Here is a 13,001-nt window from a genome sequence, read left to right on the forward strand (position 1 = left end):
TTTCGGTGTGGTTTCCTTTATGTATGGCGAGTGCGGAATACACCATCGATGAGCTCGCGCGGGCGGCGGGGACGACGGTCCGCAGTCTTCGCGTGTATCACGAACGGGGTGTGCTGCCCTCACCGGAAGTCCGTGGCAGAACGGGCTTCTACGGGCCCGAACATCTGAATCGGGTGGCCACCATCAGCCGGTTGCTCGATCGCGGGATCAAGCTCAACGGCATTCGCGAGCTGCTCGAGGCGTGGGATCGCGGGGACGATCTGGGTGACATCCTGGGCGTCATCGAGCCGGACGCGTCACCGGAGATCGAACCGTCGTCCGATGACACGATCGCCGCGACCGAACTCGCCGAGCGCTACAGCAACGTCCCGCACGGGCTGGCCCGCGTGGTCGGCCTGGGCCTGTACGAGCCCGTGGACGCCGCGACCTACCGCGTGGTCGACGCGAAACTGGTGCGCGTGGTCGAGCAGTTGACCGGCGTCGGGCTGCCCGCCGAGGAGATCCTCGCCGATCTGGAGAAGATGCGCACCGACTGCGACCGCATCGCACGGCGCGTGGTGGAGCTGTTCCAACGCACCGCCTGGACCCGGTACTCGGATTCCGAGCGCACCCCGGATGACCTGGCCCACTTGACCGATCAGCTCACCGCGACCCGTTCGATCGCCGTACAGACCGCCACCGAACTGGTCGAGCGTTCCATCGGGAAATACCTGGAAGGCGACACCGAACTGACCGAGGCGCTCGCCCAGGGCTGAGCGGGCTGCTGGCTGAGCCGAACTGGACCTCGAGGCCGAGGTGGCTGGCTGCGCGAGCGACGATGCCGGGCTGATCGGGTTGCTCGCGCCGGGCCGGGCTGGCAAGGGTAACTCGTGCCAGGCCGAGTTGACCAGGCTGCTCGCTCCAGCCGAGTTGATCGGCTGCGCTGTGGGCTGAGCCGACCCGATTCGCTTACGTGCAGTCGAGTTGATCGGCCGTTCATGCAGGTCTGAGGCTGGTGCGTGCCCGATTGCGGATCGTGCCCGCGCGCCCGGATGCGCGCGTATCTCACATCTGCGCGGAGTTCCCAACGCTGGCAACATATCCCATTTAATGTGCCGTTGAATAGCGGTACATTAAACGAGTGATAAGCACTGCTCGTGAGATCGACGTCGCCGGGCAGCCCTTCTTATAAGACGTCGATGGACGGTACGAAGATGAATGTCTCGAAGATGAACGGTGTTCAGCGAAATCCCTTCGGTTCCCGGCTGTTGACCTGCGTCGCGGTGGCGGTCGCGGTGTCGATCGGATCGGCGGGCCTGGCCGGCGCGGCTCCCGGATCGGGCGGCGGCGGGCACAGCAACGGTGGCGGGCATTCGGGTCCGGGTACCTCGAACTCCGGTACCTCGAACTCGGGCGTCAACTCCTCCACCTCACACAACAGCGGGACGTCCAACCACAGCTCGGGTCCGTCCTACTCCGGCCCGTCCTATTCGGCGCCCTCGTATTCGGGTCCCTCCCAGTCGTCCCCGTCGCTGTCCCGGCCCCAACTCTCCGGGCCCGCGCAATCGGCTCCCTCGCATACGGTTCCGCGCGCGACCGCGCCCTCGCAGTCCGCGCCCTCCTACGCACTCCCGAACATCACGGTGCCGCACCAGTCGAACCCGAACTCCGCGACGAGCCCGAACGAGAATTCCGTGCAGCGCAATCTGCCGGTGCCAGCGCCGGGAAATACGGCGTTCAACCAGTGGCTGCGGGACGGTGCGATGCTCTGGAACATCCTGGCCCCGCCGGTCGCGGTCGATCCGCAGCACAACGTGGCCCCGAACGGTCATCAGAACGGCTGCGACGCGACCCGTCCGCAGTGCGGCTGACCCGGAAGTGTTTCCCGGAGCTGGGAATCGGCTGTGCATTCGCCGACGGTGATTGACGGTACGGTGTCCGCAACTTAGTTTCGATTTCAACAGTCGTGGCCGAGGCGCGGACATTTCCGGCCGGTAACTTTTCCCCGTCTACGTATCTTGGCGGATGTTTCCGTGTGCGGCGCGGGGTTGCATGCTTGGCATGGGGTCGTTCGGAACGCCGCGCATCAACCCGTGGCTGACGGTGGAGATGCTGGCGCCCGAAGGTATGTCGGCAGCATCGGTCGGTGGTGAGCCGCGTGATTTCGCAGGCTGGCAGCGGGTCGTGCAGCGGTTGCTGGCCAAGCTGCCCCCGGCGTACGGGTTGTCCACCAGCAGTGCCTGCCAGGCCATTCTCACCGCGTCCCGCGAGGCGATCGATGTGGATCTGCGGGTCGACACCGACGCCGGTCCGCACCGGATGCTCGCCCGCCCGGTGCTCGGACCCGCCGGTGACGTGCACGCGGTGCGGCTGTGGCTCGGACCGGCCGGTGCGCGGGTGCCGCGCCCGACGCCCGCGGTCGGCGGCATCTGGGATCTGGCCTCGCAGACGATCCGGTTGCCCGCCGGGGTGACCGAACTGGCCGGGATGTCGCCGGAGGATTACGCGCCCGCCATGTCGATCGCGGAGCTGTTCCACCGCTGGACCGGATTCGACCGGCACGCCGAGGTACTGGATCTGCTCTACGACCCGAATCCCGGCGCGAGCCTGCAATTCGATGTGACAGTGGGCATTTCGGCCCGCTGGCTGATCTCCATGCGGGCCCGCGACGATCTGCGCACCGAGGGCGCGTGGCTGCTGATCGAGGACGCCGGACCGGTCGATCCGGCCGCTCAGGTCACCGCGCTGGAGCGGGTGGCCCTGCGCGAGGCGCATCGCCGGGCCGGGACGCATCTGGGCGTCCTGCAGGTGGAGCACGCGAGCATCTCGCACTGGCTCACCGATCCCGCGCCCTGGGTGCGCTGGGACAATCTGCCCTCCCCGGTCGAGGTGTTCCATCCGGACGACCGCGCCCGGCTGGCGGAGGTGGCCGAGCGGCTGCGTTCGGGGGTCGCCGCGACGGTGACGCTGCGGGTGCTGAACCACAGCGGCGGTTACGGTCCCGCCTCGCTGTCGCTGTATCCGTATCCCGGCTATTCGGCCAAACATCTGGCGATCGCCGAATTCGTGCGCGTCTCGGCGCCCGAGGAATCGGGGCCGGTCAATGTCAACTCCGGTCGGATGGTGATGGAGCGGTCGCGATGCCGCGCGCCGCTGGCCGAGGAGGTCGTGACCGCGCCGTTCCATGCCCTGGGAAATCGGCTGCCCGCCTGTGGTGATGGATTGTCGCGGCAGGTCAGAGGCACCAAGTCGTAGATGTATCATCGGCGACTATGAATGTCGCCGAGTTGCACCGGCTGGTCCGCGTGCTGCGTGAGATCGCGGCGAGTGCGACGGTGTGCTCCGGTGATCAGCAGATGTCCGCCGGAATGGTGACCATCGTGCAGGATGTCACCGCCCATCCCGGCTCGGCCATCGGCGATATCGCCGAGCGGACCGGTCTGGCGCAGAGCTTCGTCTCGAAAACCGTTGTGCGGCTGCGGGAACGAGGTGTGTTCGAGGTGTCCCAGGATCTGCGCGACGGTCGCCGCACGCTGGTGTCGGTCCGGCCCGGCAGTGTGGCGCGCAAGCAGGTGCCCGACACCTCGCTGCCGATCGAGGACGGTGTGCGCGCGGTCATCCCGGGTCTCACCGATGCGCAGATGAACCGGATCATGTTGGGGCTGAGCGTACTTGCCGACGAGGTCCTCGGCGATCGCACCCCCGAACCGCAGGTCCCGGTCCGTCGATCCCGGCAGTGATCTCCGGAGCTACTGCGGAACCTCTTGCGGCCGAGCATCATTGGCCCGCCCGATCGCGATCTGCACCCGCGAGGTGAAGTCCAGTTTCGCCAGAATGCTCGACACGTGCGTCTGCACGGTGCGCCGGGACAGCAGCATCTGCGCGGCGATCTGGGAATTCGACAGCCCCTCGGTGACGTAGTCCGCGACCCGTCGTTCGGTGGGAGTCAGTGCGGCCCAACCGGATTTGGGCCGATTGCGCGGACCGCGCCGACCGTGCCGCAACCCCAGACCGCGCAGCCGGGCCTCGGCGCGGGCGACGGCCCACTGGGCATCCATCCCCGCGTACAACTCGACCGCCGCGTCCGAGGCCGATCGCGCGGCCTCGGTCCGGTCCGCCAGCGCGTGCACCGCGGCCAGATTCTCGTAGGCGTGCGCGGTGTAGAACGGTCGCCCGGCGGCGGTGAACAGTTCGGCCGATTCGGCGATGGGATCCGGATCCTGCTGTGCCAGACCGGAACACAGCAGTGCGGTGGCATGCCGCGAGTTGGTCGCGATGCGCTCGTCCGCCGCCTGCGCGTCCCGCGCGATGGTCCGCAGCTCGTCGGCGCGTTCGGTGATCGCCGCGAGCCGGGCCATCTCCGGATAGATGTGGTAGAGCGTGATCTCGGTCCACGGCGATTCGACCTTCGCGCAGGTGGACAGCAGCAGATCCAGCGCCTCGCCGGGCTGCCGGTCCCGTTCGAGGGCCATCGCCTGGGCCCACGCGCGCACGTGCAGTCCGGTGCGTCCGGCGATGTCGTCGATCAGCGGCGGTATGGAATCCGGTGTGCCGGTGAAGTTTCCGCGATAGATGTCGATCAGCGCGATCAGGCTCGGTGCGACGCGCGCGTAGCCGAACACGTCGGGGGTGTCCCGGCAGCGGGCGAGCGCGAGCAGCGCGTCGTCCCAGCGGCCGCTGGTGAAGTGCAGTTTGCCCACGGCAAGCACATTCGCGGTCTGCATCGCGCCGCCGCTGCGTTCCTCGTAATCGACTGTCGCGGTGAGGATTTCCTCGGCCCGCTCGGGCTGATCGAGTTCCATCAGGCACTGGCCGCTGACCAGGTAGGGATTGAAGTGCGCGAAGGTGCTGCGGCCCTGGCTCAGGAGCTCGTACTGCCGGATCAGGTTGTCGCCCAGCTCGATACACTCCGCCAGTCGACCCTGGTAATAGCGGACCAGCCCGAGCGAGAACTGTGCCATCCCGATCGAGACCGGGTCGGCGAGTTCGAATCCCAGGGTCCGGGCGCGATCGGCGGCTCGCTCGGCATCGTCGAGCCGGTCCAGCAGATGGGAGACCACGGCCAGCACGCCCTGATGCCGCGCCTCGCGCACCGGTGGTGCGCCCTCGCGCACGGCAGTGGTCGAAACCTCGTGTGCGGCAGCGACTTTGCCCTGTGCCAGACAGGCCTGGGACAGCAGCCACAGGAAGTCCCCGCGCTGACGTTGCCCGGGTTCGGGCAGCCGTTCCAGCGCTTCGCGGGCCGCGCGTTCGGCCTCACCGGCCCGCCCGCCCCACAGCAGCGCGCGCACCAGCAGCAGTCGCGGACGGTTCGCGGCCTGATCCTGCGCCACGGCCGCGCCCAGCAGCAACACCGCGCTCTCGGGCGCGCAGATCATCAGCCGGTTGGCCGAGGCGAGCAGCCAATCGATGGTCGGCGGATCCAATTGCATTCCGGCCGAAAGCAGGTATCCCGCAATGCGTTCGATCGGTCCGGACGCGGCGATCAGGGTCTGCGCGGCATGCCATTGCAGACTCGACCGGGTGGCCCCGGGCACCTGGTCGGCGAACACCCGGCGGATCAGATCGTGCCGGAAGACCAGGCCGGTGCGTCCGGAGATCAGCACCCCGACATCGGTTGCCAGGGCGACGATCTCGTCGATCTCCGCGGCCTCGGCCCCCAGCACGCTGGCCAGCTCGCCCGCCTCGACGCCCGCGCCCAGGGCGGCGGTGAGGGACAGCACCCGCTGCGCGTTGGTCGGCAGATAGTCCAGGCGGCGCAGGATGGCCTCGGTCAGCGAGACCGGCAGGCGCGGATCGGTGCGTCCGCCGGGCGCGCCCGCGGCCAGCTCCACCGTGCCGTCGTCGGCGAGGGTGAGCTGTCCGGCCTGCCGCAGCCCGGCCACCAATTCCGTGATGAACAAGGGATTTCCGGCCGCCCAGGTCAGTGCGCGGGCCAGGCCGGGGCCCACCGGCGCGCCCAGGACGGCGGCGGCGAGTTCCGCGCCGTCCGGATCGTCGAGGGGCTCGAGGACCACCCGCGCCGCGCCCGCCGCCAGCACCCGCTCGACCACCTCGGTCACCAGGCCCTCGCGCGGGAGCGGGCGCAGGGCGAGCACGAGCAGCAGCGGCAGCTCGTCGATCAGCTCCGCGAGCCGTTCGATCGCGCGCAGGGTGGCCGGATCCGCCCAGTGCGCGTCGTCCACGACGACCACGAGCGGACCCGTGGCGCAGAGCTTTTCGATGATCTCGAGGAAGCCGTCGATGACCGAGTTCGCCCAGCCGATCGCATCGCCCGCGGCGACGGTCTCACCGCGCAGCAGCGCGCGCGAGCGGTCGATCAGTTCGGCCGGGACCTCCCGGTCGAACCAGTCGGCGGCCGACCAGGTGCGGGTCGCGCCGAATGGCGCGCGCATCTCCAGTTCGCTGGCGGCGCAGGTCAATACCCGCAGGTGCACCCGTTCCGCGGAGCGGACGATCCGCTCCAGCACCGAGGTCTTGCCGACCCCGGGCGCACCGTCGATGATCACCACGCCGCCGTGTCCGGCGACCGTGCGCGCGAGTCGTTCGGCGACGACGATCAGCTCGCGCTCGCGACCGATCAGGCGACGATCCTGCCCGTTGTCCTCGCTGTCACCATGGGAAACGTCCGACATACCAACTCCAGCTCCTGCCAGGCGGTCGATACTACCCACCGGCGATCCGCGTGCCGAATATTCGGGCACTGTGCACGGTTCGCGCACGTAGTGTCGCATTTGTCCGAATCGACACACCTTTGCGGGGTGGCTGACTCTTCTCAACCGTGAGAATTTCTCAAACGATGTGCCGTTAGTCAACGGTACATTATCCCCGTGATGAATCTCGGGCGCACCGGCCCCGAGATCCACATCCGGGCGGCGGCCCGCACACGGAAGAGACGGCAATGAGCAGAATCAACGGACCTGTGTCACAACGGTTCCGGGCGGGGATGCGGACGGCGATGCTGTGCGCCCTGGCCGCGATCACCGCGACCGGACTCGGCGCGACGGGCGCCCCGGCGGCGCACGCGGACGCGACCGGAACGCCGTGCCTGTGGGCGGGTAACAGCCACCGGCAGGGGCAGGTGGTGTACGCGGGCGGTTACGCGTTCAGCTGCCACATGGACGCGTTCGGCAACGCCCGCTGGAACAAGAACGGGGCCACCGCGCACCACAGCACGGTGTCCAACCCGGGCGCGATCGGCAACCCGGCCGGCAGCTTCAGTCCCGGAGCCTGGCAGCCCGGCACCTCCTACAACGACTACTGCTCCGGCAACCAGCTGGTCGACGGCAGCGCGGACATCTTCAGCGCGGTCACCGACGACACCGGTATGTTCCTGTTCTGGCGCTCGGTCGGGCCGATCTCCTGGTGGGACTTCGAATCCGGCGCGCGGCCGCCCGCCACGTGGCGCTCATCGAGCCTGTGTCGGGACGGTGCACTGACCTGAGCCGCGATGTCCTTGGATGTCCTCACAGTCTTGGCACAGGTAGTGCACAGTGCGCTGATAACGCATCATCGTTAACTGGACCGGTCACCGGTACGGTTCTCCGGTGGCCTCGACAGGTGCACGACTTCACGACATGACAAGGGAAAGGCTCCGCATATGGCCCGGGATCTGACGCAGCTGGAAATTCTCAACGAACTCGAGCCCGTCGCCGAGCAGAACCTCAACAGACACCTGTCGATCGCCAAGGAGTGGCATCCGCACGACTACGTGCCGTGGGACGCGGGGCGCAACTTCGCGGCGATGGGCGGGTTCGACTGGGATCCGGAGCAGTCCCGGCTCGGTGAGGTCGCGAAGGCGGCGATGATCACCAATCTGCTCACCGAGGACAACCTGCCGTCGTATCACCGCGAGATCGCCGAGAACTTCTCGATGGACGGCGCGTGGGGTACCTGGGTGGGACGGTGGACCGCGGAGGAGAACCGGCACGGCATCGTGATCCGGGACTATCTGGTGGTCACCCGCGCGGTGGATCCCGTTGCGCTGGAACGCGATCGGATGGTCCACATGACCAACGGCGCGCAGTCCCCCGACGACTGGGGCGGGTTCCTGCAGAACGTCGCGTACGTGACGTTCCAGGAGCTGGCGACCCGGGTCTCGCACCGCAACACCGGCCGGGCCTGCGACGAGCCGATCGCCGACCGCATGTTGCAGCGCATCGCCACCGACGAGAACCTGCACATGATCTTCTACCGCAACCTGTGCGCGGCCGGGCTGGACCTGGTGCCCGATCAGCAGATCGAGGCGATCACCCGGATCGTGACGAATTTCGTGATGCCCGGCTACGGGATGCCCAACTTCCGCCGCAACGGCGTGTTGATGGCCAAGCACGGCATCTACGACCTGCGCCAGCACCTCGAGGAAGTGGTGCGGCCGGTGCTGAAGATCTGGAACGTCTTCGGCCGCGACGATTTCGGCCCGCGCGGCGAACGCGCCCGGGACGAGCTCGCCGAATTCCTGGAGAAGCTGGATCGCGACGCGACCAAGTTCGAGGAGCAGCGCGACCGGCTGCTGGCCCGCGAGGCCGCCCGCGCGAACCGTGAGAAGGCCGCTACCGCTTAGGAATTCGCGTTGTCGGGCGTGTCGTTCGGCGGATGCTGTGCGCCGCCCGGCAGTTGCACGGTGAACACCGTGTCGCCGGGTTCGCTGGTCACCGTGATCTCGCCGCCGTGCGCCCGCACGACGGCGCTCGCGATGGCCAGCCCGAGCCCGGTGCTGCCGGTGTGGCGGGAGCGCGAGGAGTCGCCGCGCGCGAAACGCTCGAAGATCTCCGGCAGCAGTTCGGGCGGGATGCCCGGACCGGTGTCCCGCACTCGCCACCGCACCCCGCCCGCGCCGTCGGATTCCAGCGAGGTGGTCACGACGGTGCCCGGACCGGTGTGCACGCGGGCGTTGGTCAGCAGATTCGCCAGTACCTGATGCAGGCGCGCGGCGTCGCCGGTGATCTCGACCGGCTCGTCGGGCAGATTCATCTCCCACTGGTGATCGGCGCCCGCGATATGGGCGTCGGTGACCGCGTCGGCGGTGATGCGGGTCAGATCGACCGGGGCGTGTTCGAGCGGACGGCCCGAGTCCAGGCGCGCCAGTAGCAGCAGATCCTCCACCAGGCCCGACATCCGGATGGCGGCGGCGTCGACGCGGCTCATCGCGTCGGCCACCGCCGGGGGGACCGCGTCGCTGTTGCGTTGTGCCAGTTCGGTATAGCCGCGGATGGCGGCGAGCGGGGTGCGCAGTTCGTGACTCGCGTCGGCGACGAACCGGCGCACCCGGGTCTCGCTGTCGTAGCGGGCCGACAGCGCGCCGGTGATGTTGTCCAGCATGCGATTCACCGCCGCACCGAGCTGTCCCACCTCGGTCCGCGGATCGGCGTCGTCGGCCGGAACCCGCACGGGCAGTTCGACTTCGCCGTGATCCAGCGGCAGATCCGCCACCCGGTACGCCGTCGCCGCGACCCGATCCAGCGGCGCCAGCGCCCGCCGAATCAGCGTGATCCCCACCGTTATCGCGATCACCAGCACGATCGCGGCCACCACCACGAGCACCAGCAGCACCCGCAGCAACGTCGCGTCGACCGGCCCCATCGACAACCCCGTCAACACGGTCTGCCCGTCCTCGCCCCCCGGCTCGGCCACCACCCGATACCGCCCCAGCCCATCCAGCCGCACCGTCCGCGGCCGCCCATCCGCCGCCACCCCCGCCAGCTGCCGCTCGGCCACGTCACTCAACGCCACCCGATCCCCATCCACCCCCAACTTCCCGACCGCGGTCATGGTGCGACCCTGAATGATCGCCCCGATCTCATCCGGCGGCACCCCCGGCCGAGACAGAAACTCCGGCCCGGGATCAGCGGTCGTCGTCGGCGTCGTGGTCGCGGACGCCTGCGCACTCGCGGTCGTACTCGGGCCCTTCGCGACAGTCGGACTTGAAGTCTGCGCCGCGGTCGGCGATTGCGTACCGGGCTGCGGCACGGTAGTCCCCGAAGGTGCTTGTGCCGCAAAGGGTTCCCGCGCGAGGTGGGGTTGCTGCGTGGTCTGGGGACTCGCTGCGGTAGGAGGTTGTGTGGTTGGGGCCGGTGGTGCGGCGGCGGGTGCTTGTGTGGCCGAGGGGTTCTGCGCGAGTTGAGGTTGCTGCGTGGTCTGGGGATTTGCTGCGGCGGGGGGTTGTGTGGTTGGGGCTGGTGGTGCGGCGGCGGGTGCTTGTGTGGCTGAGGGGTTCTGCGCGAGGTGGGGTTGCTGCGTGGTCTGGGGATTTGCTGCGGCGGGGGGTTGTGTGGTTGGGGCTGGTGGTGCGGCGGCGGGTGCTTGTGCGGCTGAGGGGTGCTGCGCGAGGTGGGGTTGCTGCGTGGTCTGGGGATTTGCTGCGGCGGGAGGTTGTGTGGTTGGGGCTGGTGGTGCGGCGGCGGGTGCTTGTGCGGCTGAGGGGTGCTGCGCGAGGTGGGGTTGCTGCGTGGTCTGGGGACTCGCTGCGGCGGGAGGTTGTGTGGTTGGGGCCGGTGGTGCGGCGGCGGGTGCTTGTGTGGCCGAGGGGTGCTGCGCGAGGTGGGGTTGCTGCGTGGTCTGGGGTTGTGCGCTGGGGGTGGACTGTGCGGTAGCAGTCGGCTGTGTGGCTGAAGGTGCTTGGGCGGCAGCAGGATTCCGCGCGAGGGGATATTGCGGTGCGGCTGGGGGAGGTGCGGTGGGGAATGGCAGTGCGATGGTCGGGGCTTGCGTGACCGTAGGTGGCTGCGCTGCGGGGGAGGGTTCGGTGACGCCTGGTTGGGTGGGGCGTGGTTGTGAGGGGTGGTGGCCCGGAAATATCGGGCGCATGCCGTGTGGCCTCGGGTGGGAGGACGGGTGGGGGGTGTGCGGGTTCGGGGGTGGTGAACCGGCGTCGGAGGGGGGTGGGCCGAAGGGGGGTGGGCCGGCGACGGCCATTTGGGCGCGGTTCTGGGCGCCTGCTAGTTGGGCGTCGAGTTGGTCCACCAGGAATTGTTGCAATGCCAGTTCGGTGGCTACGCCGATGCCTATCACGACCGTCACCAGCAGCAGCAATTGTCCGGCCAGGAGCCGGGCCCGCAGCGACCAGCGGCGCGGACCGGCCTGGCGTCCCGAGGGGGCGGCGGTGATCACCGCACGGATTCTCGCATCAGCCGGGCGGTTGGTGGTGCGCTGGGCAACTGTGTCACATACACGACGTGTGGGTTGTGCACAGAACTCACCGTCTCGAGCGGCCGTGCCGATACGCACGTGCCGGAACAGCTGGGACCCCGTTATCGGACCGGCCGAGACTCTGAGATCCAGTCGACGTGCTGTGGATGCGGCTTCGTGCAGTGTGCGACCTCCCCGGACGTGTCGGGAGAGGCACGGGCCCTGGTGTCCACGGTCGCACAGAGCCGCACTCAGTCGCGCAGGGTCGTGGTGGCCGCGGCGAGGGCTCGGATGCGGGACCAGTCGTCGGCGGCCAGGGCGGCGGCGGGGGTGAGCCACGAGCCGCCGACGCAGCCGACGTTGGGCAGGGACAGGTAATCGGGGGCGGTGGCGGGGGTGATGCCGCCGGTGGGGCAGAAGCGGACCTGCGGGAGGGGACCGGCGAACGCGCGCAGAGCCGTTGTGCCGCCGGAGGATTCGGCGGGGAAGAACTTCATCTCGGTGACGCCGCGATCCAGCACGGTGAGCACCTCCGAGATCGTCGCGACGCCGGGCAGATACGGCAGACCGGTATCGGCCAGCGCGTCCAGCAGTTGCGGCGTGGCGCCGGGGCTCACCAGGAACTGCGCGCCCGCGGCCGCCGCGGCCTCGATCTGCAACGCCGTGATCAGCGTGCCCGCGCCGACGACCATCTCCGGCACCTCGCTCGCGATGGCGTCGATGGCCGGGAGCGCGGCATTCGTGCGCAGGGTGATCTCGATGACGCCGACGCCGCCGTCCAGCAGCGCGCGGGCCAGGGGGACGGCGCGATCCGGGTCGTCCAGTACGACCACGGGGACGACCGGTGCGATATCGAGGATGTTCATGCGGGCTCCGGAGTGAGTCGGTGCTGCTCGAGCGCCACGGCGGCGCCGCGCAGCGCGGGTGTGGCGGCCACGATGAGTTCGGTGGCCACGTTGTCGAGATATCCTGCGAGGGAACGGTTTCCGATGAAACGTTCGCGAAAGTCACTGTCGGCGAGGAAATCCACGATGCCGGGCAGAATGCCGCCGCCGAGCAGCACCCCGCCGCGCGCGCCGAGCGTCAGCGCGACGTTCCCGGCGAATGCGCCGAGCATCCCGCAGAACATCGAGAGTGCTTCGCGCGCAACATCATCGGTGCCGCGACGTCCGGCGGTGCACACCTGCTCGGGCTGCCCGGCCGCGGGCCGCACCCCGTGCACCACGCACAGTGCCCGGTACAGCCGTCCGAGTCCGGGCCCGGACAGCGCGGTCTCGGCGTCCACCACCGGATGCTGTTCCCGCAACACCCGCGCCACCTGCATCTCCCGCTCGGTCTCCACCGGCAGCCCCGCGTGCCCGCCCTCCCCGGGAATCGCGATCCACTGCCGCCGCACCCGCATCAGCCCGCTCACGCCCAGCCCGGTCCCGGGTCCGATCACCGCCATCGGCTCCGCGGCCCACCGCACGCCGTTGCCGATCCGCACGAACGCCGTATCCGGCAGCTCGGGCACGGCCAGCGCCAGCGCGGTGAAATCGTTGATCAGCTCGAGCCGTTCGAGCCCCAGCCGCATCCGGCTCTCGGAGATCGAGAAATCCCAGTGCGCGTTGGTGAGCCGGAACCGATCGCCGCGCACCGGCCCGGCGACGGCGGCACAGGCCATCGCCGGGCGGGTTCCGGACGTCAGACGATCGAGGTAGTTCTCCACCGCCGCAACGAGATCCGGGAATTCCGCACACCGCAGGATACGGACCTCGTACGGTTCGCCGCCGAGTTCGCCGACCAGCCCGAACCGCGCGTGGGTGCCACCGATATCGGCGACCAGCCAGGGGTCGTCGGGGTGGGGCGAGTGGTCTCCGGGCACGTGCCGCGACGTCGTCGCGTCTCGGTCACCC

At 69.2% G+C, this 13,001-nt stretch carries 9 protein-coding genes and 1 pseudogene; 6 read left to right on the plus strand and 4 right to left on the minus strand.

Annotation, left to right across the window (positions count from 1 at the left end):
* Nucleotides 1-23: 23 nt before the first annotated feature.
* From NRB20_RS34555 to NRB20_RS34570, 4 genes are all read left to right on the plus strand, one after another.
* Entirely contained in the window at nt 24-755 is a 732-nt protein-coding gene (locus NRB20_RS34555) for a MerR family transcriptional regulator (RefSeq protein WP_153415620.1), read from the plus strand.
* A gap of 453 nt (nt 756-1,208) precedes the next feature.
* Nucleotides 1,209-1,850 carry a hypothetical protein gene (locus tag NRB20_RS34560; RefSeq protein ID WP_153415621.1) on the plus strand — a complete coding sequence of 214 codons (642 nt, stop codon included), beginning with the start codon at nt 1,209-1,211 and terminating at the stop codon, nt 1,848-1,850.
* 190 nt (nt 1,851-2,040) lie between these two features.
* The gene (locus tag NRB20_RS34565) at nt 2,041-3,234 is read left to right on the plus strand and encodes a GAF domain-containing protein (RefSeq protein WP_153415622.1); all 1,194 of its coding nucleotides are present in this window, start codon (nt 2,041-2,043) and stop codon (nt 3,232-3,234) included.
* Between the two features lie 17 nt (nt 3,235-3,251).
* A complete protein-coding gene (locus NRB20_RS34570) occupies nt 3,252-3,719 on the plus strand; it encodes a winged helix DNA-binding protein (protein ID WP_153415623.1) in 468 nt (155 codons plus the stop codon).
* 9 nt (nt 3,720-3,728) lie between these two features.
* Here the strand turns inward: NRB20_RS34570 and NRB20_RS34575 are convergent, their stop codons facing one another.
* Entirely contained in the window at nt 3,729-6,614 is a 2,886-nt protein-coding gene (locus NRB20_RS34575) for an ATP-binding protein (RefSeq protein ID WP_194290112.1), read from the minus strand.
* Nucleotides 6,615-6,880: 266 nt separating this feature from the next.
* Here NRB20_RS34575 and NRB20_RS34580 point away from each other — a divergent pair, with 266 nt between their 5' ends.
* Both NRB20_RS34580 and NRB20_RS34585 read left to right on the plus strand, forming a co-directional pair.
* Nucleotides 6,881-7,423, plus strand: coding sequence for a hypothetical protein (locus NRB20_RS34580; RefSeq protein WP_153415625.1), 543 nt, complete (start codon nt 6,881-6,883; stop codon nt 7,421-7,423).
* Nucleotides 7,424-7,579: 156 nt separating this feature from the next.
* The gene (locus tag NRB20_RS34585) at nt 7,580-8,542 is read left to right on the plus strand and encodes an acyl-ACP desaturase (protein WP_153415626.1); all 963 of its coding nucleotides are present in this window, start codon (nt 7,580-7,582) and stop codon (nt 8,540-8,542) included.
* Here the strand turns inward: NRB20_RS34585 and NRB20_RS34590 are convergent.
* From NRB20_RS34590 to glk, 3 genes and pseudogenes are all read right to left on the minus strand, one after another.
* Nucleotides 8,539-9,843: pseudogene (locus tag NRB20_RS34590) on the minus strand (HAMP domain-containing sensor histidine kinase); the annotation flags it as partial. The gene NRB20_RS34585 and the pseudogene NRB20_RS34590 overlap by 4 nt on opposite strands.
* Before the next feature lie 1,514 nt (nt 9,844-11,357).
* Nucleotides 11,358-11,972 (minus strand): bifunctional 4-hydroxy-2-oxoglutarate aldolase/2-dehydro-3-deoxy-phosphogluconate aldolase, encoded by a 615-nt coding sequence (gene eda / locus NRB20_RS34595; protein WP_153415628.1) that lies wholly within the window; start codon nt 11,970-11,972, stop codon nt 11,358-11,360.
* Nucleotides 11,969-12,970 carry a glucokinase gene (gene glk, locus NRB20_RS34600; RefSeq protein WP_319945783.1) on the minus strand — a complete coding sequence of 334 codons (1,002 nt, stop codon included), beginning with the start codon at nt 12,968-12,970 and terminating at the stop codon, nt 11,969-11,971. Before glk ends, eda begins: the two co-directional genes overlap by 4 nt.
* Nucleotides 12,971-13,001: the final 31 nt, after the last annotated feature.

Origin of the sequence: Nocardia macrotermitis (assembly GCF_009604405.1) — a bacterium.
GTDB lineage: Bacteria > Actinomycetota > Actinomycetes > Mycobacteriales > Mycobacteriaceae > Nocardia > Nocardia macrotermitis.